Origin of the sequence: Segatella copri (assembly GCF_051861805.1) — a bacterium.
In the GTDB taxonomy this organism is placed as follows: domain Bacteria; phylum Bacteroidota; class Bacteroidia; order Bacteroidales; family Bacteroidaceae; genus Prevotella; species Prevotella copri_M.
On sequence record NZ_CP146520.1, the window covers coordinates 204,937 to 229,696 of the forward strand.

18 protein-coding genes are annotated in these 24,760 nt (G+C 45.0%); 14 read left to right on the plus strand and 4 right to left on the minus strand.

Annotated elements, in window-relative coordinates:
- Positions 1-2: 2 nt before the first annotated feature.
- From V8Z93_RS00800 to V8Z93_RS00850, 11 genes are all read left to right on the plus strand, one after another.
- Positions 3-1,736 (plus strand): RagB/SusD family nutrient uptake outer membrane protein, encoded by a 1,734-nt coding sequence (locus tag V8Z93_RS00800; RefSeq protein WP_439432088.1) that lies wholly within the window; start codon positions 3-5, stop codon positions 1,734-1,736.
- A gap of 31 nt (positions 1,737-1,767) precedes the next feature.
- Entirely contained in the window at positions 1,768-3,027 is a 1,260-nt protein-coding gene (locus V8Z93_RS00805; RefSeq protein WP_439432089.1) for a SusE domain-containing protein, read from the plus strand.
- A gap of 22 nt (positions 3,028-3,049) precedes the next feature.
- On the plus strand, positions 3,050-4,447 hold the full coding sequence (locus V8Z93_RS00810) for an Outer membrane protein SusF domain-containing protein (RefSeq protein ID WP_439432090.1): 1,398 nt from the start codon (positions 3,050-3,052) through the stop codon (positions 4,445-4,447).
- 179 nt (positions 4,448-4,626) lie between these two features.
- The gene (locus V8Z93_RS00815) at positions 4,627-4,821 is read left to right on the plus strand and encodes a transcriptional regulator (protein WP_117662311.1); all 195 of its coding nucleotides are present in this window, start codon (positions 4,627-4,629) and stop codon (positions 4,819-4,821) included.
- Positions 4,809-5,090 (plus strand): virulence associated protein D, encoded by a 282-nt coding sequence (locus tag V8Z93_RS00820; protein WP_022120086.1) that lies wholly within the window; start codon positions 4,809-4,811, stop codon positions 5,088-5,090. Before V8Z93_RS00815 ends, V8Z93_RS00820 begins: the two co-directional genes overlap by 13 nt.
- 1,363 nt (positions 5,091-6,453) lie before the next feature.
- Positions 6,454-8,478, plus strand: a complete 2,025-nt coding sequence (locus tag V8Z93_RS00825) for an alpha-amylase family glycosyl hydrolase (RefSeq protein WP_439432091.1) — start codon at positions 6,454-6,456, stop codon at positions 8,476-8,478.
- Between the two features lie 794 nt (positions 8,479-9,272).
- A complete protein-coding gene (locus tag V8Z93_RS00830; RefSeq protein WP_117588100.1) occupies positions 9,273-9,491 on the plus strand; it encodes a helix-turn-helix transcriptional regulator in 219 nt (72 codons plus the stop codon).
- Positions 9,492-9,519: 28 nt separating this feature from the next.
- On the plus strand, positions 9,520-10,491 hold the full coding sequence (locus V8Z93_RS00835; protein WP_439432092.1) for a DNA adenine methylase: 972 nt from the start codon (positions 9,520-9,522) through the stop codon (positions 10,489-10,491).
- A complete protein-coding gene (locus V8Z93_RS00840) occupies positions 10,484-11,314 on the plus strand; it encodes a type II restriction endonuclease (protein WP_117588098.1) in 831 nt (276 codons plus the stop codon). The genes V8Z93_RS00835 and V8Z93_RS00840 overlap by 8 nt, the downstream gene beginning before the upstream one ends.
- A 2-nt stretch (positions 11,315-11,316) precedes the next feature.
- Positions 11,317-12,186: a DNA-methyltransferase gene (locus V8Z93_RS00845; RefSeq protein WP_334639888.1), complete on the plus strand. Its 870-nt coding sequence runs from the start codon at positions 11,317-11,319 to the stop codon at positions 12,184-12,186.
- Positions 12,187-12,279: 93 nt separating this feature from the next.
- Positions 12,280-13,056, plus strand: a complete 777-nt coding sequence (locus V8Z93_RS00850) for a DUF2971 domain-containing protein (RefSeq protein WP_118086270.1) — start codon at positions 12,280-12,282, stop codon at positions 13,054-13,056.
- 1,112 nt (positions 13,057-14,168) lie between these two features.
- On the opposite strand, the gene V8Z93_RS00855 is transcribed toward V8Z93_RS00850, so the two are convergent.
- The 4 genes from V8Z93_RS00855 to V8Z93_RS00870 form a co-directional block, all read right to left on the minus strand.
- The gene (locus V8Z93_RS00855) at positions 14,169-15,392 is read right to left on the minus strand and encodes a site-specific integrase (RefSeq protein WP_439432093.1); all 1,224 of its coding nucleotides are present in this window, start codon (positions 15,390-15,392) and stop codon (positions 14,169-14,171) included.
- A 693-nt stretch (positions 15,393-16,085) separates the two neighbouring features.
- On the minus strand, positions 16,086-18,482 hold the full coding sequence (locus V8Z93_RS00860) for a TlpA family protein disulfide reductase (protein WP_439432094.1): 2,397 nt from the start codon (positions 18,480-18,482) through the stop codon (positions 16,086-16,088).
- A 36-nt stretch (positions 18,483-18,518) separates the two neighbouring features.
- Positions 18,519-20,243, minus strand: a complete 1,725-nt coding sequence (locus V8Z93_RS00865; protein WP_439432095.1) for an ABC transporter ATP-binding protein — start codon at positions 20,241-20,243, stop codon at positions 18,519-18,521.
- Between the two features lie 5 nt (positions 20,244-20,248).
- The gene (locus V8Z93_RS00870; RefSeq protein ID WP_203041135.1) at positions 20,249-21,139 is read right to left on the minus strand and encodes an NAD kinase; all 891 of its coding nucleotides are present in this window, start codon (positions 21,137-21,139) and stop codon (positions 20,249-20,251) included.
- Between the two features lie 82 nt (positions 21,140-21,221).
- Here V8Z93_RS00870 and V8Z93_RS00875 point away from each other — a divergent pair, with 82 nt between their 5' ends.
- The 3 genes from V8Z93_RS00875 (at position 21,222) to recG (ending at position 24,669) form a co-directional block, all read left to right on the plus strand.
- Entirely contained in the window at positions 21,222-21,797 is a 576-nt protein-coding gene (locus tag V8Z93_RS00875; protein WP_439432096.1) for a DJ-1 family glyoxalase III, read from the plus strand.
- 38 nt (positions 21,798-21,835) lie between these two features.
- Positions 21,836-22,510 (plus strand): 2-C-methyl-D-erythritol 4-phosphate cytidylyltransferase, encoded by a 675-nt coding sequence (locus V8Z93_RS00880; RefSeq protein ID WP_439432097.1) that lies wholly within the window; start codon positions 21,836-21,838, stop codon positions 22,508-22,510.
- A 62-nt stretch (positions 22,511-22,572) separates the two neighbouring features.
- The gene (gene recG, locus V8Z93_RS00885; protein WP_439432098.1) at positions 22,573-24,669 is read left to right on the plus strand and encodes an ATP-dependent DNA helicase RecG; all 2,097 of its coding nucleotides are present in this window, start codon (positions 22,573-22,575) and stop codon (positions 24,667-24,669) included.
- Positions 24,670-24,760: the final 91 nt, after the last annotated feature.

Here is a 24,760-nt window from a genome sequence, read left to right on the forward strand (position 1 = left end):
ATATGAAACTCAATAAATTCAAAACAATCGTCCCTGCTGCAGCTCTTCTGCTTTCTGCAAGTTTGTGCTCTTGTATGGATGATTTGAACAAGGGAAACATTGACCCAACTGTTGACCCTGATCCTAACATCACAGGCTTGTACAGCAAGTGCTATGCTGGTCTTATCATGGAGGGTAATGACGGTAATGCCGATTTCACTATCGACGACGCTGGTAAGTCAACCCTTCTACGCAACCTGTTCAACTTCAACGAGGTACCTACCGACGAAGCTGTCTGCTGGTGGTCAGATGGCGGTATCGAGGATGTAACAAAAAATAAGTTCGAAGCTGGTAATGCCACTCTGAAGAACCTCTACTATCGTCTGATGTCGAACATCTCTTACGAGAATCATTTCTTGAGCCTCGACGCAGCCAAAGAGGATAAAACTAAGTATGCAGAGGTACGTGTACTTCGTGCCTATAGCTATTTCTTGATGCTCGACTTCTTTGGAGACCCGACATTCATTGACAAGATTTCGCCAGAAACACCACGTCAGGCACACTCTTACAATTCAAAGTTTGAGGAAGGCAAGTCTTACACTCGTGCAGAGCTTCTTCAGTTGGGCCGTGAGTTCCTGTTCAACTGGGTAAAGGACGAATTGCTCGCTGCAGAGCCAGACCTGTTGGAGGCAAAGCCTGAGACTGACAGCGACCCAGACTATGGCCGTATTGATAAAGGCACATGCTGGCTGCTCTTAAGCCGTCTGTACCTCAATGCAGGTACATACCTTAACAACGATGGCCAGAACAATCCTTACTGGAATGAGGCACTCGATTATGCCGAGAAGGTTATCAATTCAGACTATAAGCTCTTCGATGACAGCAAGATGTCTAATGAGGCTAAGGCTAATGGCTACAAGCCATACGACCTGCTCTTCATGGGCGACAATGGTTCAAATGGTGCAAGCTGCGAGGCTCTTCTTCCTTTGATGCAAGATGGTGACAAGACTCAGGGATGGGGTGGCTCGATGTTCTTTGTTGCAGCTCTTTGGGATGCTACGATGCAGACTGTTACAGATAAGGATGCTGCCACTACTGCCAACACATGGTCAGGTATGCGTGTTCGTCCACAATTCGTAGAGAAGTTCTTTACCGATCCAAAAGTTGTTGTAAACAAGTCAGCTTCCGAAATCCGTGCTATGAACGTTGATGACCGTGCTATCCTTTGGGGTAAAGGCAACAGTGACGGCGATCGTACTTTGGAGATTGGTGCTAACGATAAGTTCGTCAAGGGTATTGCAACACCAAAATGGAATAACAACTATTCTAATGGTGGTACTCCTCACGACAGCTATAACGTAGATATAGACTTCTTCCTCTTCCGTGTAGCTGAGGCTTACCTCAATGCAGCTGAAGCTGAGATGCACCTCAATGGTGAAAGCTCGGCTAAGGCAAAGAAGTATATCGATGCTCTTCGCAACCGTGCCCACGCAGCCGTACGTGCCTCTTACACTCTCAACGACGTGCTCGATGAGCGTGCCCGTGAGTTGTATTGCGAAGGTCTCCGCCGTACCGATTTGATCCGTTTCAACCAGTTTGGTGGCAGTCAGGCTACATACAATTGGGAACTTAAGGGTGGTAGTACTAATGGTACAACCTTCGCCAAGACCTATAATGTATATCCTCTCCCATCTTCAGAGGTTCTTTCTAACAAGAACTTGACACAGATTGATGGATACAACGAGGTTCAAAACTAAAGTATAAAAGAATTATTAAAGAAAACGCAATATGAAGAATAAATATATAATTGGTGCTCTGCTTGTCGGCATCATCAGCTTATTCGCATCATGTTCGGATGACAACGACTCTAACCCTACGCTGATTCAGCCTACGGAGTTTGCGTTGAACACTCCTGCATATGCCAATGCGACTATTGATTTGGAGCATTCCACAGGACTTGGCCTTACATGGTCACAGCCTAAGTACACAGCAGACAATGCCCCTATCAACGCAACTTACGAGGTGCAAGTATCTCCAACCAACAGCTTCACAGTTTCTACTGATGAAGCTGCTGCAGACGAGAGTGGCGAAAAGGTGCCAGACTACGCTGTTCTTAGCAACACCACACAGAAATGTAATATTTCTGCCTCTGCAGAAGAAATGGACAAGGCATTGGTAAAGATACTTAAATGGACTGAAGGTAATGTTCCTGCCGATCAGGAGATGTACGTTCGTGTTAACGCTTTCATCCTTGAGGGCACAAGCCGTCTGAATCCTATCGCTTCAAACTCAGTAAAGCTTAACGTAAAGCCTTACTACATTGAATTGAAGGATGCTGTTCCAACAATGTGGTATCTTGTAGGTAACATGTTCGGCGCTAAGTGGGCTGGCAACAAGAGCATTGGAGAAGATGCACTTCCTATGTTCCTTAAGCCAAACTTCTCTTACGACAAGAAGACTGGTGCTGGTGAGATTGAATACACCAACTACTTCCTTACTGGCGATTACAACGACAAGGCCGAGTGCGACGGAGCCGGCTTCAAGATTATGCCTTCAAGCTTCAACTGGGATTACAGTATGAACGCCGATGGCGCTACAAAGGGTACAATCGTCAACCGTAACGGTGGTGGCGACGGTGGTCACATCGTGGCTCCGGAAGCCGGTTACTATACCATTACTATCAACACAGCTGACAACACTGCCAAGATGGTGAAGTACGAGGGTAATGTAACCAACTATGGTACTATCCAGATTAGTGGTTCATTCAATGATTGGGCTGACACTCCAATGCTTCCTTACAACACTGAGGGCGTTGAGAACCACGCTTGGTACTATGTAATGGATGTTCCTGCTGGTGACACAGCACAGTTCAAGTTCAAGATTGCCGGTTCTTGGGATACCAGCTGGGGATATGGCGCAACAGATGGCGCTATCAACATGTACGGTAAATGTGGAACAGGTGGCAACTCTAACCTCGGTTTGGCAGAAGGCAAGTATGTCATCTCATTCAACGATATCACAGGTGCATTCAGCATCGTTAAATTGTAAATCACTTAAAGTATAGACAATTATGATTAAGAAAATATTATTGGGAATGACCCTGCTGATGTCTATGGTGTCTTGCACCGAGGACTACACAGATTGGGGTAACCCACAGACAAATCCTCAGGAGGAAGCTGTGGCATTCGGAAACGGTAGCGTTACTCCAGTTGATGTCATCAACTTGGCTGAAGTAGCAACAGAGAAGGTAAAAGTAGCGAGCATTGTTGCTCCTACTTCTTCCGATGCTGCTTACACTCCAACCTACAAGATCAATATTGGTGGTCAAGCTTTCGATATTGACGCAGAAGGTAACATGGCAAAAGCAGACTTGGTAAATTATATTGTAGATAAGTTTGGCAAGCGCCCTAAAGAGCGTGATATCGATGCTACTCTCGACGCATGGGTAAGCAATGGAGCTACAGCTATCAAGATGGCTACATCTGAAACATTCCAGGTAAAGGCCATTCCTGAGGCTCCAGTTATAGAAGAAGGCTATTACCTCGTAGGCGATATGTTCGCAACCGCAGATCAGAATGGTTGGACTAAAGAAGCCGCAAAGGCATTCAACCACAGCGACAAGGATGTATATGAGGATCCGGTCTTCACCATCACATTCGAGACAACCAAGGCTGATCAGTATTGGAAGATTATTCCAAAAAAGAACGTTGATGGCGGTAACATCTGGGCTGCCGGCGTAGTAGGTCCTAAGGTTGACGGTGACGCCAGCATGACTGGTGCGCTGACCAACGGTGACGCTAAGGCTGGTAAGATTGCCAAGGCTGGTAAGTATAAGCTCACCATCAACATGATGGACTACTCTTATACCTTAGAGGAGGTTAACTACGATCCATTCATCTACTTCATCGGTAGTACTGATGGTTGGAAATCTTCTGACCAGAAGCTTGCTCTCGTAGACGATGCAAAGGGCGTATACACTGGTTATGTTTATTTGGCCGATCCTAACGCTGCTGGCTTTGAGTTCAAGTTCCAGCGTAAAGCAGGTAGTTGGGACAATGCTATCGGTGCAGGTACATTTGTAAGCTTTGGTGGAGCTGCTATCGGCGTCAACAATGGCAATCTCGGCGTAAATGCAGGCGAAGGTGTTTACTACATGGATGTTAATCTTTCAGAAGGCACAATCAAGGCCACAAAGGTGGAGACCATGGGCATCATCGGAGATTTCAATGGTTGGAAAGTCGACGCACCAATGACATGGAATGCTGAAGAGTATTGCTTCGAGGCAACTAATGTTGGTGTTACAGCAGTTGGTTGGAAGTTCCGCGTAAATGGTGGTTGGGATGTCAACCTCGGTGGAAGTCTCAACAACCTGACAGCAGGTGGTGACAACATTACAGTAGCAGGCAACACAGTCAAGTTGTATCCAACAAGAAAGACAAATGACAATATCTACTGCACAGTAGAATAAGCATCTGTTTCATCATAATAAAAATAGCATAATCAATAGGCGGCTCTCCCATTTCGGGAGCCGCCTATTTTCTTTTTCTCCTCCCCCTTTTCAAGTATTTTTTCCCTAAAACCTTGGAAGTTACGAGGAAAAGTCGTATCTTTGCACCGAATAAGTACAACATTTATATTTTTATGATTATGAGAACAGGCGACAAAGTATTAATATCTCCAGACTTGACACATGCCAAAGACTGGACACAGGGCGAAGTGATTGAAGTTGAGAACAATCCTTTCGTAGGAATTGTCATCTCCGCAAAAACCGCAGATGGAAACATATTCTTTGGATATAAGGACTTATTTGAGCCAGCAAAGGAGGCAGTATGTACGCACTAGCATTTGATATGGTTATTTCTGATTTACAAAAATACTATGGCGAACCTTACAACAAGGCTTACTACGAAATAAAAGAGCTTCTAAAGAAGAATGGTTTCGAGTGGGTGCAAGGCAGTACATACATGACGATGAATGATGATTTGACTGCACTTGTAAAAACTGTTATGGAGCTTTCTAAAATAGAGTGGTTTAAGAAATCCGTCAGAGATCTAAGAGGATTCAAAGTTGAAAGTTGGTCGAACTTTACTGATTTGGTGAAAAACTCATAGAATAGGCGACTCTCCTCCAATCCGAGAGCCGCCTATTTTTTTTTTATCCTCATCCCTTTCAAGTATTTTTTCCCAAAAACCTTGGAAGTTACGAGGAAAAGTCACCAGGCAATATACAAAGCTTTTGCCCTTACAGGGTGCCTTGTCGATTGCTAGTATACCCAGGGCGATGCCCTGAGCTAGGAGTTTCTGCCCTTTCAGAGCGTGTAGAGCCTATTTGCGAAACTTGAATATATAACTTTTGAGGTTTGAGTATATAACTTCCGGGGTTTGAGTATATAACTTCCGGGGTGCTAGTATATAGCTTCTTGAATGTTGCCACTAGGCTCAGCAGACGTGCTGAGCCTAGTCAGCAAGTCTGCTGACTGCAGTCAGCAGATCTGCCGAGCCTAGTGGCATCACCTTCTAATCGTACAACTACAACCTGCTTAGTTGTACGACCATACACCTCTTAGTCGTACGACTATATACCTCTTAGTCGTACGACTATATATCTTTTAGTTGTACGACTGTATGCCTTTTAGTTGTACGACTGTATGCCTTTATAACATAATTGAACCCATTTTAAAAAGTACCGAATCATATTTTTATCTTTGTAACTTATTGATAATCAGTAGAATGCTTTCGATAAAATGACTTTTTCAAGTGGGCTCATAATTCAAGTTTCGTAAGTAACCTCCGGTCCCCAAAGGGGGCGAACCACATCCAGTCTTGCTTCTGTTCGCCCCCTTTGGGGACGATAGAGAGAGTATGTCTGCTATCCGCAGGTTCCATTCCCTTCGGTCATTCCACCCGCGGTTATTCACATTCGCCCCCTTCGGGGACGGCAGAATGCCACTTGCGAAAGTTCAGTAAATAACTTTACAAGTTAAATACGGTGAAAATATCTCTTAAGGAAAGATTTTATTTCCCTTAAGGAAAAAAATATTTTCCCTTAAGGAAAAGAATAAATATCCTTAAGGGAAAATATTCAATCTCTACTTTCCCCATTCTATGGGAGTTTCTTCCTGATTGTCTTTTACCGGAATATTATTTACATAGCGTAATATTACGCTCGTTATGCATCGTAGGTTACACTTACAGCCATTGCGCTTTTTACGCAACGCAAATTACGCAATAAAAAACGAGATAGCCAAATGTTTTCTAGTTTTTTAATAAAAATTATCTCCTAAAGCTGCATCTGATGCGCAGACAATGAAAGCAAAAATGCAAACGATTGCGCAAATCATTTGATTGATTTACTGCTTATTTACGCATACCTATTGGATTTAATCGTAACTTTGCAACGGGCAAAGGTAAGCCGAACGAATGGCTAAACTACTACCCCATGAACAAAATAAATGAAACAACTAACTCTTGAATTATGAAGAAGATATTCACTACTCTTGCTGCCGTATTGGCAAGCGTAAATATGTTCGCACAGGGTTGGCCAGCCAACCATAGCGGCGTGATGCTCCAGGGATTCTACTGGGATTCCTATTTCGACTCAAAATGGACCAACCTCGAAGCGCAGGCTCCAGAACTGAGCCAGTATTTCAACCTCGTATGGATTCCGCAGAGCGCCAACTGTGGCGGAGATAAATCAATGGGTTACGACGACTTCTACTGGTTTACCAACTACAACAGCTCTTTCGGAAACGAAAAGGAACTCCGCAGCCTCATCCAAACTTTTAAATCCAACGGCATCGGAACCATCGCCGACGTGGTTATCAACCATCGCAAAAATGTATCCAACTGGGTGGATTTCCCTGTGGAAACCTACAAGGGCGTAACTTACGAGATGAAATCCACCGACATCTGCGCCAACGATGACGGAGGCAAAACCAAGAAATGGGCTGACGAAAACGGCTATAAGCTCAGCAGCATTTACGATACCGGCGAAGACTGGGGCGGCATGCGCGACCTTGACCACAGCAGCCAGAACGTGCAGACCATCGTAAAGGCTTATCTTGACATGCTCCTCAATGATTTCGGCTACGCTGGATTCCGTTACGACATGGTGAAGGGATACAGCGGCAAATACACGGGCATCTACAATGATGCTACCAAACCTACTTATTCCGTAGGAGAATATTGGGATGGAAATGTATCTGTAGTCAAGAACTGGCTCAACGCCACCAAGGTGAATGGCAACATCACAAGTGCTGCCTTCGACTTCCCTATCCGCTACGTGGTGCGCGATGCCATCAAAGCCAACTGGTCGACCGTAAAGACCGATGGCTTGGCTAACGACCCAGCTTACAAGCAGTATGCCGTTACCTTCGTGGAGAATCACGATACGGAATATCGCTCAGCCGACGAACAGCAGGACCCTATCCGCAAGGATACCCTGGCAGCCAATGCCTACATTCTGGCTTCGTGCGGAACCCCATGCGTATTCTACAAGCACTGGATTGACTGCAAGCAGGATATCAAGGCGATGATCAACGCACGTCAGCTGGCTGGCATCACCAACACCAGCAACACTACCTTCAATGCCTACAAAGGCAATGGCTATAACGGCATCATGACCGTAGGCACGAAGGCTTCGCTCATCGCCATCGTGGGGCCTAACGCCAACCAGTTTGCTGCGCCTAATTCATACGCCGAACTTCTAAACGGCTACCACTACCGCTACTTCATGCCTAAGAAGGCAAACGTGGCATGGGTTGATTTGGCTTCTGGAGATTACGAAGGCGTGATGAAGGCAAAGCTCGTGGCAGTAAGCAACGAGGATAATGCGCAGCTGGTTTACACCACCGACGGCACCGAACCTACTGCCAGCAGCAAGAAGGCAAAAAGCGGCGAAGAACTGGAGATTCCTTTCGGCGAGACAACCTTGAAAGTAGGCTTGCTGATAGATGGCGTTGTGAGCGGCGTGCTGACCCGTACTTACAAGATAGAAAAGCCTGCAGCCTTCGAGCCATACGATATTACCGTTTATGCCAATGCCGACCAGGTGGGCTGGACCAGCGGTTTCAACTTCTGGGCATGGTGCGACAGTCCTGACGAGAACCTGACCGCTTCGGGTAAATGGCCTGGCGACAAGGTTACCCAGAGCAAGGAGATTGAGGGAAAGAAGTGGTTCTATCAGACTTACAAGATCAAGAGCAAGAGCTACATGGTTTCCTTCGTATTCAGCACAGGTACAGGTTCTCCACAAACCGTAGATTTTGCAAATATAAATAAGGATACCTATCTGGAGATTCAGAACGAGAAGGATGGTGCGAAGTATAAGATTAAGGATGTTACAGCCGACATGCCATCCACCGGCATCAGCCATCCTATCATCGACAACAACGCCCTGAACGACCCATCCTGGTACACCCTGAGCGGTATGAAGATGATGAAGAAGCCATCACAGGCTGGCATCTACATTCACCAGGGAAAGAAGCAGGTAATCAGATAAGATAAAAGAAATAAAATCAGATAAACAAAGAGTGTCTACTATTTCAGTTTTATAAAATTGAAAGTGTCTACCTTTCTAGTTTATAAAGTAAAAAAGTGTCTACTGAAATCAGGAAAAGTCACTCTCATCAGTTGGTCCCTCTATGCCCTTCGGTTGGTCTACTTGTGCCCGTTACACGGGCATCCGTAGCCCACCAAGTGGGCATCGACAGCCCCTGTGCTGGGCAACCACTGCCCATAACGCGGGACAACGAGTGCCCAAATATCGGACTCATTTTTGGGCAATATTCTTTTGATTCTTTGCGATATTTAAAATGCATTTTTGCTATGTTTAAAATGACTTTTTCTGATGTTTAAAGCATGCTTTGTATTATCTTTAATGATACTTCTATGATTTTTAATGATACTTCTATGATACTTCTTTCTGCTTTTCGCAAGAAGTCTCATTAGTTATAAATGTCTTTATATCAATAATATAACGTGATATTTCCGGCTAAAAATGAGACTATGAGACTTTTTTTTAGAAATTCCGCTAATTTATACAGAATAGCTTAAAATGAGCGAATTATGAGTTTCTCACCTCAATAAAGGTAATGATTTGGCAATAGTTCTAAATTCTGCATTGTGTATAAGTATGCTTGTCAAACAACTCTTTATTTCTCGATGCAAAGATACAATTTAATTTTTATTTTCCTCCGACTGATATGCTAAATAATAATAAAAGTGCAACAAAAATAACCTGATTTCAAAAATATTCCATTATCTTTGCGCTGAACGCAATAATAAAGATAAACGATGAAAGATATAAATCGCATAAAAGTCGTGTTGGTAGAGAAGAAGCGGACAAGCAAATGGTTGTCCGAGCAATTAAGGAAAGATCCTGCAACAATCTCAAAGTGGTGTACCAATACCTCACAACCAGATTTAGTAACATTGACCAAGGTAGCTGCTCTATTGGACGTTGATGTTCGTCAGCTTATCAATAAAACAAAAGGTACTAACAGTGATGATTGACAATCATTAGTTAAAAAAAGGATTAATAATGAATACAAAAGCAAAACCATTCATCAAATGGGTTGGCGGTAAAGGACAACTCATTGAACAACTGGAAGCAAAACTCCCAGCTGACTTTGATAATTGGGATGATGCGACATACATAGAGCCATTCGTTGGTGGTGGGGCTATGTTGTTCTACATGCTGCAACAGCATCCAAATATCAAACATGCTGTGATCAACGATATTAACAGCGATTTGGTTACATGTTATAGAACTGTACGTGACAATGTGGAAGAGTTGATTCCTGCATTGCAGGATATTCAAGCCCAATATTACGCTTTGCAAGACATGGAGGCGAAACGTGAGATGTTTATGGCTGTACGTCAACGCTACAATGAGAAGAATCTTGACCCGATAGAGAATACTGCAAAGTTCTTCTTCCTAAACCGTACCTGCTTCAATGGTTTGTATCGTGTAAACAAAAAAGGTCTGTTCAATGTTCCTTGCGGAAAGTACATGCAGCCACAGATTTGTGATGAAGATACACTTAGAGCAGATAGTGAGTTGTTGAAACGAGTGGAAATATTGGAAGGTGATTTTGAGAATACTTTGCTTTGTGCTAATGGCAAAACTTTGTTCTATCTTGATCCTCCTTACCGTCCGCTTAGTGACACTTCAAGTTTTAATGACTATACAAAAGAAGCGTTCAATGATGATTCACAAGTTAGACTGAAAGAGTTCTGTGACAAAGTGGTATCTGAGGGACATAGCTTTATGTTGAGCAATTCTGACTGCAAAGGAAAAAATGAAGCAGATAATTTCTTCGATGTACTATATGCTGATTACTATATTGATAGAGTTATGGCTTCTCGTAATGTGAATGCAAACGGAGCGAAACGAGGAAAGATTTCCGAACTGTTAGTCCATAGTTATCGCAACACGAAAGATTGGCAATTGAACAATATTAACAACCACAAGTCACAACGTGTGGCTATAAAACAAAAGGCTTATGCTTAAAGATTTCGATAAATTTATGTCTCAATTGAAAGAGACAAATGCAACTCTTGATTTTTATACAGATTTCAATAAAATACGTCGTAATGTACAAAACATCGAAATCAGCTTAAATATGCTGAATTTCTTGTTAGGTAAGGATGATTTGTACTCGGCTGTGAAGGCACTTTGGGATAGAGACCCAAAGGTTTTCAACGTACTTGACATTCTTATTGCCACCAGAAGAGAGGGCAAGAAAAAGTTCATAGATGTCGATGGAGAGATAAAATTGATAAAAACATTGTTTTCATCTGTCGATGGAATAATGAAGTTTTTCAATGAAACAGGTCTTGCTGATTTCTTTAAGAATAAAGATGTGCATGATTTGGTTGATTATGTTTTTGGAGTTGAAGCAGGTCTTGATACACATGCGAGAAAGAATAGAAGTGGAGATGCTACAGAATCATTACTACATAGAATTTTGCAAACAAATGGCATTCCTCATGGCACAGAGGTTTATTCCACTGAATACGATGAACTAAGAGCTGTATTGGGAACAGACAAAAAGCGTTTTGATTTTGTTGTAAAGACTCAATCAAAAACATTCTTGATAGAAGTGAATTTTTATAATGATGGTGGTTCTAAACTTAATGAAGTTGCTCGCGCCTACCGAGAATTATCAGCTGCAATAAAAAATGTAGATGGTTTTGAATTCGTGTGGATAACAGACGGAAAAGGATGGAACTCTGCAAAGTCAAAGTTAGAAGAAGCGTATTATGAAATTCCAAGGGTTTACAATTTCACAACACTTCCTGAGTTTATTGCAGAAATAAAACAAGATTTATAAACGTGATACAGTCATACTATCGTTCTTTAGCCAATGACTTTCTCATAGCCAGCGGCGACTGTTTCAAACTTCTCAAAGAGTTTGATTTCAAGTTCGACATGATATTTGCCGACCCTCCTTATTTCCTCTCCAATGGTGGAATATCGTTGCAGAGCGGTAAAGTCGTATGCGTGAATAAAGGGAATTGGGACAAAGGTAAGTCGCAAGAGGATATGATGGCATTCAATATGGAATGGCTACGCTTGTGTCGTGACAAACTGAAAGATAATGGCACAATATGGATAAGTGGCACTTATCACAATATCTTTTCTGTGGCTAATTGTCTGACAGAACTTGGCTATAAGATCTTGAATGTAATCACATGGGAGAAGACAAACCCACCAGTCAATATCTCATGCCGATATTTCAAATACTCCACAGAGTTCGTTATTTGGGCGAGAAAGATGCAGAAAGTACCTCACAAATTCAACTACGATCTGATGAAAGAGTTGAATGGAGGTAAGCAAATGACGGATGTGTGGCGAATGCCAGCTATCGGTCGTTGGGAAAAGACTTGCGGTAAGCATCCTACACAAAAGCCCTTACGCCTTCTTGTACGAATGATACTTGCTTCCACCAATCAAGGCGATTGGATTCTTGACCCTTTTAGTGGTAGCTCCACGACAGGTATAGCTGCTAATCTTTGTGGTCGTAGATTTGCAGGACTAGAACAAGAAGAAGAGTTTTGTAAGTTGAGCAAAGCAAGGCGTGAAGAGATAGAGAATCTTGAAAACTATAATAATCTGATAAGTCATATTGAAGATTTGCATAAATTGCAAGATTGCTCTATGGTAAGTGAAGATATTAGTGGTAACATTCAAATTCCATTTTGATAAACTTTCCACTAAGAATATTTATTATAGACCAAATAAATCGTGAGTTCTTGAAATCAATTATAACGAAGTATAAACTAAAAAAATAACATTATGCCAACAGTAGCAGGACAAACAACAACTTGGAATGTTTTCCATTATACAGACTTGAATGCCCTAATTAATATCGTCCATAAGGATTGCATAGTTCTTAGAGCAACAAATGTATTGTACCAAAATGACCCTCACGAAATAGTTGAGGGTGTCAATATAGTGAACAAAATAGAAAAAGACCAAAATATTGTGGCTGGTGCTTTTCGTAGTTATTATATCACCTCATTTTCTGCAAATGAGGACAATTTGAGTATGTGGGGTATGTATGCTGCAAATGGAAATGGTTGTGCCATAGCTTTTGACTATGATATGTTAGCAAAAAGTTATGAAATTATGGCACGATGCATATATGGAGAAAAAGCCATTGAAACAGAATTGGGCAGCTTTTTGAAATTGGTCAAAACTGGTTGTTTTGTTGCTCTCGGTGGTCCCCAGCCATCAAAAGAAGATAACAACCATAATAGAAACGCTCTTTACAACAATATAATTCTTTCAACATGTTTAGGTGCAAAGAATGATGCATACAAGCATGAACAAGAAACAAGAGGTGTTGTACACTGTGATGATGCTTCAAAAATAAAGTATCGTGTTCGCAATGGGTATATTACTCCTTATGTTGAAATACGAGTACCTAAGGAGGCTCTTAAAAAGATTGTTGTAGGTCCAACTAACAATAAAATGCTTACAGTGCAGTCCATATACCACTTTCTACAAATCAATGGTTATGACATAAACAAAATAGATGTTGTGAGTTCTAAGATTCCGTATCGTGGGTAAATACTGATGTAAAAAATGAAAAAGAAAACTATATGAACGACTTGACGCTTCCTAAAGCCCCGAACTATATTCATCGTCTATATCTATGTTTTTAAAAGTAAGATGTGGGAGATTTGTTATTGCCAGAACATTCGTGTTCCCTACCTGTACATTTAAGTTAACAAAGATAAAATCTATAGCAACGAGGCTTTACTCCGACAACTCGTGCAATCGTTACAAAAGAAAGTTCCTCTTTTCTTCACTACCGACAGGTTGGTTCAGATACTCGACTTTGGAGAAGTATCCACCGATAGGCAAGTGCTTTCGAGAGTAACTCGAAAGGTTTTGAGTAACTCAAAACATACCTTGCTGTGTCTTTGTGGACACAATGTTTGGGCAAGAATAAAACCTAATACCATTGAAAACACTGCGGTGGTTCGCCCAAGTGGCTGGAGGCGCAAAGCCTCCAAGAAACGACTCGTTTTTCGCTATGTCCAAAGGATGAAACAAATAAATCCCGAAGAATTGGGGACATAGAATACCATTCCTCGGGATGAACAAGAATGTATTCCTGCATGTCATACGTTTTATATGTCATACAATAAATATGTAAAACGTATGACATCAATGTATATATGCTTACACTATTCTTTGCATGGATACATCTTTATCACATTACAAGTGCATTTCTATACGACAGTGAATCAGTGCGTCAATAAGTCAATACGACAGTGAACAACCGAAGCGTCAAAGATACGACCATTTTCAACAAAAGGCATTCGTCTCTCCGTAGAGTTGCAGGACAATAGTTGTTTTCTCTTTTGCTTCGTACAATCTCTTGAGAATAACTTCGCGAAGTTGTGCTGCGCCAAAAGAGTGGAGACGAAAGCAAATGGCAACTATCATAGGAAAATTATACAGCGTTTGCCAAACACTAACGGAAGTTTCGTCCTTGTATTGGACTTCCGACATAGACAACATACCTCCTTTATATATAGCTCGTATCACAGAGTTGAATTTCGGGGCGGTAACATGAAGCATATCCACCAACTCTCCCTCACTCATCCACAATTCCTCTAAGTTGGACGGAATGGAAAGTATCCCATTTCCGTCCATAGTGATAGTTGTCCTTTTCATGCCATTCCTTCCATTACAGGCAAATGCCCCTTGATTCGACTTTCAAAGACAGAAATATCATGGTTAAGTTTTGGGCTTGTCACCTTGGCGTATATCTGTGTCGTGGTGATATTCGTGTGACCGAGAATCTTGCTAACGCTCTCTATTGGCATACCATACTCCAATGCTAAAACAGCCCAACTATGGCGGGAGACATGAAATGAAACTCGTTTCTTGATGCCACACATTACCGCTACTTTTTTGATGCGCTTGTTGATGCTGTCAAGGTTGCCAATGTTGAACAAGTGATTACCGTTTCTGAAAGATTTGTATCTCTCAACTATCTGCATAGGAATATCCAACAGCTTGATTTGGAACGGTACGCCTGTCTTCTGACGCTTGGACACTATCCAAGGAGCACCGTTTACCATGCTGATGTTATCTTCCGTCAAGTTCTTGATGTCGATGAAAGCTATACCTGTCCAACTGCCAAAGATAAAAAGGTCTCTCGCAAATGCCATGTTGGGGTCTTCCAACTTTATCTCAGTCATGGCGGTAAGCTCGTCCAAGGTCAAGAACTCACGTTCCTTATGGTCTGGATCAACGTGGTACATGGCAAACGGATTTCTCGGTATCTTGCCGTTGTAGTGTGCCGCCGTAACGATATGTTTCAGAGGTATGGAGTAAATCCAAATGGAGGACTGCGCAAGCCCTACCACATTTTTCAAGTAAAGGCAATAGTCACGGATAAACTCCTCGGTAAGCTCATTCATGGACATATCGCTGCGCTTATACTGATACTTGATGAACTCGGCAACGTATTTTCTCACCACAAGATACTTGTTGTAAGTGTTCTTGGTCCTGTCCTTACCTACACGCTTGGCAAAGGCTGCGTTCTCCTTGTCGAAAGCTCTGAGCAAGGTCTCGTATTCGGTGCCTATGCCTTGATAGGCGTTTCTCACCATTTCAGCGGTAACGAACGCCTCACGGTCGGAAAGTCGTTGGTAATGCTTGGCGATTTGAGCCTTGATGTTGTCGAGCGCAAAATTCACCTCCTTGGCTTCCTTACTCTTGCCTATGGCTCTGTTGCCCTTGGCATCCCAGATAGCCTTGGTAACGCTCTGCTTGCAACTGAACTGTGCGATAGTTCCGTTGATTGTCACACGTCCCATGATAGGGACAATTCCGTTTCTCTCCTTGCTTCCATTTACATAGAAGACTGTCTTGAAAGTGCATCTCATAATTCTTACTTTTTTGTTCGGTGCAAAATTAAACTATGAGAGTTGCATGGCAAAGCCAAAACCTACGCAGAATGGGGAAATATGAACCGCCACCGTTAAAAATGCTTATTAGGGCGTTTCCATTGGGTAATGATTTGAAAGCGTTTCTACTTCTCTAATCTGCTTTTTCCTCATTTCCTTGTCACTGACAACTAAAGCCAAAGACTGCCACAACCACTTGAAACTCAAAACAAATGCTCTATTTTGCTATTTTTTGCCTTTTTAGGCGTTCTTTCTAAAAAAATATATACGTGTACGGAAAAGAGGATTATTTCTTTTTTGCATCATCATAGGGTTATGGCAACATCATCCCGTTATGGATGTTTGGCATGCTCTATTGATAGATAATCCTTTATTATAGAAAGAGGGTGTGTCATTATTCATCGGATTACGCGGAATAAACGGAACCTTAACCGCCTTCCTCGGATTACTCACGGATTTTAAACGGAAACTCGACCTGGCGGTCGTGGAGATACCCCCTAAAGCTGGAATGCGAATGCGCTAGCCCAATGGCCGTAAGGCCAAATCCGTTTAAATTCCGTGCGTAATCCGTGAAGCAAGAATGTTCCGTTAACTCAGCGTAATCCGATGAAGAAAAACAATGAAGCAACAAAAAAGAGGGTGTGTCTTGGACTTTTGACACACCCTCTTTTTTTATTTACTCAGTTCCTTGATGATTTTCTCCAGATTGTCAAGCTGGCGGGCATCCACTTTCACATCTACCAGATTTCCTTCCTTGTCGAAGAGGCGATAGGATGGGAAGGAGCGAATGTTGAGATAGTTCTCGATGGCACTCTGCTGAGCCGCTGGCAAATTGTAGTGGGCGATATTGTCGCCAACCAGATTATTCAGTTTGATGAGATTTTTCCATGACTCTTCAGGACTGTTGCTTGCCATGTAAAGATATACCACATCGTATGGCGCCAAGCGTTCGAACTCTTCCTTCGAATGGGCTAGAGCCATCTTGCAAGGGTCACACCAGGTTCCCCAGACATCCAGCAATACAAGCTTTCCCTTATAAGGCTCCAATATATGGCGAAGAAGTTTCTCACCATCGCTCATATCCTGCGGAGCTGTCTTGATAATGGCAGTAATGTCCCTGTTCTGCAAAGACAGGTACTTACGGTGTTCTACCAATACTTTCTCCCTGAGAACTTCAGAACTGATGCTGTGTTCTGCCAGGTCAAGACCATAACTATTGAGTGGCATGGCTAGTCTTTCCAACATCTGAAGAAAGGCTTTGGAGATGATGACATCTTTCTGCTGCTGGTTGCATCCCATGCTATCAGCTATATGCTGGGCATAATATACATCGAAGAGAGGAGTCTCATCCTTAAGCATCTTGGCAATATCTTCTCTTCCAATGATAGCCGTAGCGCGCTTGGCAAGGGCTGAGTTGGAAAAAGCATTTTCTATTTTCTCCTGCTCCCTGGCATCTGTCGTCTGATATTGCTTGATAGTCATGCTATCCAGATTCTTAGCCCATTGTTCCACCGTAGCAATTTCTGAATCGGTTATCGCAATATCCCCCAGAGCCTTGTGCTTTCTCAACAGTTCCGGATAATAATTGGTGAATAAGAATCTATAAGTCTTCCCGATGGGTGTACTGTACTTTAACCTTGCTTCCTGGTCGATGAGATCTTTAGTCAGCATACTATAGTCACGAAACTGAGTATAAGGCTGCGGAATCTCCTTCCATATTTTTTCCACTTGGCTCACATATTCCTGAGGGAAAACATGGTCTTTCACGTGATATGCTCCTTGCAAGATATCCGTAGCATAAATGCAGAGAAGGTATTGAGCCGCATACTCCTGATAACATCTGGAAATAGATGCCGATTTTTCTATCTGTTTCCGTAAGTCCCCTTCAGCCTCCTTATATCCGGATTCAAGAATCTGCATCATCTCCTGGGCTGGAACCTTATTCTCAGACTTACCTGCATCGTCTGCGTTAATCATTGGGATAGGATGGGCTAGCAGTTCGTTTTGCAAGCGGCATTTTTTGCCCATGAAGATGGAATGTCCAGACTTGAAGTCATAGAGCAGATAATAGGTCTCACCTGGCTCCAATACCGTGTTGATATAAGTATGTTTCCAGTCCATGAAAACCTCGGTAGAGTTGATGAGAGGCACTTTGATCTCAAATCTGCCAAGAGAATCGAGCTTGCTATAATTGCTCACTTCCTTGAATGTGAAAAAGAGATCATAATACGTCACACTATACTCCTGCCCTCTATCCCAAAGTTCCTTAGGCATATTTCTGAGCCATCCCACAACAATAGCCGTATCGGGCTTGTTATGAGTATCCTTCAGACTTGTGGTCTCATCTTTCTGCGGATAATCCGGAAGGGTGGAAGTGGTAATGAGCGAATATTCGGCTTTCTTGCCGTTGATGCTCATCGTGCGCTTGCCATGTTGAGGTTTGTCGATGTTGACAGCCAGGTCGCTCTTGCCATCGGTAAGGATGAAAGAGTACTTATCGCCCTTCTGATTCTTCTGCTTGTATTGCCAGTAACGGCAGTCGTAGATGGCGAAATCATCGTAGAATCCTATCTCCCAATCGCCGGTCGCATCGTTGCGCCAAAGCGAGGAGAAGAGCTGTTTGATACGGGTATCGATGCTCTCGATGCCAAATATCTTGAAGTTCTTTTTGCCGTCACCTTCCAGGAAGTCAAACTTTCGGGTCTTCTTGGGGAGCGGTGCGAAATGGAAGACCACATCCTCCTTGCCTGAGCTAGGCATATAGTGTTCTTCGTCAAGTTTCAGTCCATCACAGCTCTTGACGAGATATTTCTTGCCATCAGCAAGGAGATAGGTTTCCTTCACAAACTTTACCCAATAGTGTGGGGGAAAAGTGATGTGCATGAACACTCGTGTTTCATCATCTGCGAATTCCACACGATAGATGTTGAGTTGAGATTGAAAAGGATCATTAAATAGCTGGTTCGATTCAGCTATCGGCTGTTCCCAGACAATAGGTTTCTTGCCATTCCCTGCCCAGCAAGTGCAGAGCCAGATGGCTGCGATAAGTACACAAAGGATTCTTTTCATAATTCGATTATTTTATTGATATCTTTTCCACATACTTTATCCACACACTTTATCCACATTTCGCTTAATCTCCAGCGTCTGGTCGCAATATTCTATCACGGCGGGACGATGGGTGATGAAGATGATGGTCTTATCATGCGATGAAAGGATATTCTGAAGAAGCTGACGCTCGGTTTCCGGATCAAGCGCACTGGTAGCCTCATCGAAGAGCATGATGCTGCGATTGCGCAGAAGACTCCGGGCTATGGCGATGCGCTGCGCCTGTCCCTCGCTCAATCCGCCACCCTGTTCGCTACACAGGGTATCGAGTCCATCAGGCAAATCAAAAACGAAGTCGGCGCAACTCTGATGTAACGCTGCCCGCATCTCCTCGTCGGTGGCACCAATCTTGCCCAAACGCAGATTATCACGGATGGTACCGCTCATCAGCGTGTTGCCCTGCGGAACATACACGAAGTTGCAACGATGCAAAGGCGAAAGCTCTGCCTGATTCCTAATTTCATCTCCCACCTTATTATATATAGTCACCTTTCCTTCCTGCGGATGGAGCAAGGCAAGAATCAGACGAATCAGCGTGGTCTTTCCCGAACCCGTTTCTCCCAATATCGCCGTACATGAACCCGGACGGAAATCGAAACTGAGATGATGGATGATGTTGCGCACCTGCTGGCGCTGGCTATCCGAGAATTCATCCTTATCGTAGGCATAGGAAATATCATCGAGACGGATGCCGCAAGGCGCAGGCACCAGGAGAGGTTCACCCTGCTCTTCCAGCGGATTCTCTTCCAGCTCCATCAATCGCTCGGCTGCCGTAAACACGCCCACGAAGGCAGGTGCCAGTTTGGTAAGATTACGTGCCGGCGTCTGTATCTTGTTTACCAATTGCAGAAAGGCGGTCATGCCACCAAAGGTAAGGGTGCCAGCTCCCATGCGCAAGGCTGCCCAAAGGAAGGCTACAAGATAGCCCAGGGCAAAGCCGAAGTTCAAGAAGAAATTACTCAACACATTGAACTTGGTACGCACCATCACATTGCCCCGCAACCGGCGCTGGGTTTCCTCCAGTTTCTCCACCATCGGCTTCTCCGCCTGCAAGGTCTTCACGAGCATGCGATGCTGGATGGTTTCCTGCAAGACGCTCTGCACCTGACTGTCGGAATCGCGCACCAAGCGAGTGAGGTATCGCATCTTGTTCATATAGATTTTGCTGAACGCCAGGAAGATAGGAATCATGATGACGATGACGACGGACAGCATCTTATCCATGGAGAAGAGATAGAAGAAGGCACCCAGGAACATCGCCAGCACACCCAGGGTATTGGGCAATGTCTCCGTAAGGAAATCAACCACCTTGTTCACATCGTTCTCCAGTCGGTTGAGCACATCGCCCGAATGCATCTTCTCCCTGCCGTGCCACTCGGAACGCAGGATGCGATTGAGCATGCGCTGCTGCATGCGGTTTTGCGCCCTGATGCCCAACACGTTGCGAATCCAGATGCTTCCTACGCTCAAGGCGAAGTCGCAGAGAATCAGCAATCCCATCAAGCCCACCGCCCAATAGACATTGCCCTCTACGGAATGGGAGGCAACATCGATGGCACGCTTCACCGCCCATACCTGCGCCAGGCTCACGCCCACCGAAAGTAAGCCCATAGCGGCATTGAGGACAGCCTGCAGGCGGTTGCCCTTCCATACCACCCAGAGCCACACCAGCAGCATCTTGGCAGAATACTTGAATTTCGGAAGCTTGATTACTTTGAGCATTGTCTTTATCTTTGTCTTTGATCAGCACCCCACATTAACTTTTCGCGAAGTGTGGAGAAGTAACGCTGGTTGCGCTGCTTCACTATCTTGATGGCATGCGGCGCCTTGCGGATGATGAGGCGGGTCTGCTCCGTCATACGCTCGCTGCGGCCATCGATGGCTACGAGATAGTTGTGGCTGCGGCTTTCCACATCTAGCACAATCTCTGCCGTATCGTTGATAACGATAGGACGGATGTTTAGGCTGTGGGGCGCCACAGGAGTTAAACAGAAACTGCCGCTCTGCGGAATGATGATAGGTCCGCCATTAGAGAGGTTGTAGGCGGTGGAACCCGTAGGCGTGGAAACTATCAAGCCGTCCGCCTGATAGGTAACCAGGAACTCGCCATCCACCTGCGTGCGGATGGAAATCATGGAAGCATCATCACGCTTTAACACGGCGATATCGTTCAGGGCGAAAGGATAACCTGCCAGGATGCCGCCCTCAGGCTGCACCTGCAGCACGGCATGCTCCTCTATCTTGCATTCGCCCGCATAAAGACTGTCGAGTGCCGGCTCTATCTCGCTAGGAAGCACGTCGGCAAGAAAGCCCAATCGACCCATGTTCACACCAATGATAGGCGTACCTTTGGCGCCCACCCGGCTAGCAGCCTTGAGGAAGGTGCCATCGCCACCCATCGAGATGACGTAATCCACATCGAAGTTATAATCTTCAAAGACGCCTGCCGCCCTTACCTCCTGGTGCTCCACCTTGGTGAGGAAGTCGTAGAAGAGACTTTCGATATACACTTCTGCATCCTTTTTGTCGAGGTAAGAAAGGATTCTCATGATGGAAGCCGACTTCTTAGCCTGGTATTCATTGCCAAATATTGCGAATTTTAAATGTTGTTGTGCCATTTATTTTGTTATTTCAATTATTATTCTTACTTTTGCAAAGGTAATAATATTAATCGAATAATACGACAAAAAAATAAAAATTATGGCAAAGGTATATGAATTTCTTGCTAATGGCTTCGAGGAAATCGAAGGATTGGCTCCTGTTGACATCCTCCGCAGAGGTGGTGTTGAGGTAAAAACCGTGAGCATTACGGGTAGTGAATGGGTGGAAACCGCACATGGCATCACCCTGAAGGCAGACCTGAAGTTTGAGGATGTAGCCAGCTTTGAGGATGCCGACATGCTGCTTCTCCCTGGCGGAATGCCAGGCAGCACTCACCTGAACGAGCACGAGGGTGTGCGCCAGGCACTCATCGCACAGCACAAGGCAGGCAAGCGAATTGGTGCCATCTGCGCAGCTCCTATGATTCTGGCAAGCACAGGCATCCTGGAGGGAAAGAAGGCTACCTGCTATCCAGGCTTCGAGCAGTACTTCGGCGAGAACACCGAATACACCGCTACCCTCTTCCAGGAGGATGGCAACGTGATTACGGGCGAAGGTCCTGCCGCTACCCTTCCATACGCCTACAAGATATTGAGCTATTTCGTAAGCAAGGAAACCGTAGCAGCCTTGCAGGATGGCATGATGTATGATCATCTCATGAAGAACAAGCATTAGAATTCTTCACTCTTCACTTTTAACTCTTCACTTAAAATATGGATTACGTAATCATAGTAGCCGGAGGCAAGGGCCTCCGCATGGGAAGCGAGATTCCCAAGCAATTTCTGCCTGTGGCAGGCAAACCTATCCTGATGCGCACCATCGAGCGCTTTCATGAGTACGACCCAGAGCTGAACATCATCCTGGTTCTGCCAGAGAGCCAGCAGGCATACTGGCACCAGCTCTGCGAGGAGTACCACTTCGACATCAAGCACCAGATAGCCAATGGCGGCAAAACCCGCTTCCACTCTTCCAAGAACGGACTGGCGCTCATCCCTGACAATGAGGATGGCGTAGTGGGAATCCACGACGGCGTTCGCCCATTCGTTTCTAAAGAGGTTATCGAGGAATGCTTCGAAACGGCACGCGAGGAATACGCTGCCATCCCTGTGTATGCCGTGACTGATACCCTGCGCTACATCGACCAGCACGGCGGCGGTAAGAACGTGCTCCGCAGCGACTATCGTGTGGTACAGACGCCTCAAGCCTTTGATATAGGACTGGCAAAACAGGCATTCAACCAGGAGTACAAGGAGCAGTTCACCGACGATGCATCGGTGGTAGAAAGCCTCGGCTGTCAGGTGGCAATGGTAGAGGGAAATAGAGAGAACATCAAGATTACCACTCCATTCGACATCAAGATTGCCGAAGCATTGCTCAACGAGAAATAAAACTATAAATTGTAAATTACAAATCGTAAGCTATAAATTATAAACTATAAATTGTAAATTATATGAGTAGTATTCTAGATCAAGACATCAAGTTCCTGCCCAACGTGGGACCCAAGACGAAAGAGATACTGAGCAAAGAGCTTGGTATCAACTCTTATGGTGACTTGCTGGAATACTTCCCATATAAATACGTAGACCGCTCGAAGATATTCCACATCAGCGAGCTCACCCCCGACATGCCATACGTGCAGATTAAGGGAAAGATTCTGAGTTACGAGGAGAGAGACACGGGCAAGCGCAACAGCATGCTGGTGGCTCACTTTTCGGATGGTTACGGCGTGGCAGACCTCATCTGGTTCCGTGGCACCCAATACATTCTGAAGAACTTCAAGGTGGGCACCGAATACATCGTCTTCGGAAAACCATCGGTCTATGGAGGCCGCTTCCAGTTTACGCATCCCGATATCGATGATGCCAGCAAACTGCAGATTACGGAGATGGGCATGCAACCCTTCTACGGCATGACCGAGATCATGAAAAAGCGCGGCTACTCTTCACGAAGCATCGAGAAGATAACCAAGAGTCTGGTGCGCATCCTCCCTCCCCTGCCCGAGACGCTGCCCGATTTCCTCATCAACCGCCTGCATCTCGTATCCCGTGATGCCGCCTTGCGCATGATTCATTATCCGCACTCACATCAGGAAATGCAGAAGGCGCAGGTAAGACTGAAATTCGAGGAGCTCTTCTATGTGCAGCTTAATATATTAAGGTATGCGAGCGACCAGCGCCGCAAATACCGCGGCTATGTATTCAATCGCATCGGCGACATCTTCAACGGCTTCTATGCCCACAACCTGCCCTTCGAACTGACGGGTGCCCAGAAAAGGGTGATGCACGAGATACGCGCCGACATGTGCAGCGGCAAGCAGATGAACCGTCTGCTGCAAGGCGACGTGGGCTCGGGCAAGACGCTCGTGGCGCTGATGACCATGCTCATAGCCCTGGACAACGGTTACCAGGCATGCCTCATGGCGCCTACCGAGATTCTTGCCGAACAGCATCTGCAAACCATCCGTGAATTTCTGAAAGGGATGGATATCCGGGTGGAACTGCTGACGGGCATCGTGAAGGGCAAGAAGCGCAAGGAGATTCTGGATGGTCTCGCCACCGGTGCCGTACAGATACTGATAGGTACGCATGCCGTGCTCGAAGACCCCGTGTCATTCTGCCGCCTGGGCATCGCCGTGATTGACGAGCAGCATCGCTTCGGCGTGGAACAGCGTGCCCGATTATGGGCAAAGAGCGCCAATCCGCCTCATGTGCTGGTGATGACAGCCACCCCTATCCCCCGCACCCTCGCCATGACCATTTATGGTGACCTGGATGTGAGCGTGATAGACCAGTTGCCGCCAGGCAGAAAGCCCGTAAGAACCCTTCATAAGTTCGACAACCAGTTGACGAGTCTCTACCAGAGCATCCGTCGCCAGATAGAGTTGGGCAGACAGGTTTACATCGTCTTCCCGCTCATCAAGGAGAGTGAGAAGATGGACCTGAAGAATCTGGAGGAAGGTTATGAGACGCTGAAGCAAGCCTTTCCGGAATTCAGCCTCAGCAAGATTCATGGCAAGATGAAATCTGCCGAGAAGGAAGAGGAGATGGAGCGCTTCGTGAAGGGAGAGACCCAGATACTCGTTGCCACCACCGTGATAGAAGTGGGTGTGAATGTGCCTAATGCTTCGGTGATGGTAATCCTCGACGCACAGCGCTTCGGTCTCTCGCAGCTTCACCAGCTGAGGGGCAGAGTGGGACGTGGCAGCGACCAGAGCTACTGCATTCTGGTTACGAACTACAAGCTATCGGAAGAAACCCGCAAACGCATTGACATCATGTGTGATACGAATGACGGTTTCCAGATTGCCGAAGCCGACCTGAAGCTCCGTGGTCCTGGCGACCTGGAGGGAACGCAGCAGAGCGGCATGGCATTCGACCTGAAAATTGCAAATATAGCCAAGGATGGTCAGCTGGTTCAACTGGCGCGCACAGAAGCACAGGCCATCATCGACAACGACCCTCTCTGCGAGAAGCCTCAGAACTCCATCTTATGGAATAGACTCAGAGAACTCAAGAAAACGAATATCAACTGGGCGGCAATCAGCTAGGAGAGTTTAGAGTTTACAGTTAAAAGTTTATAGTTAAGAGTTTATAGTTATGAGTAATCATAAAGTTCAAAGTTCAATGTTCAAAGTAAAG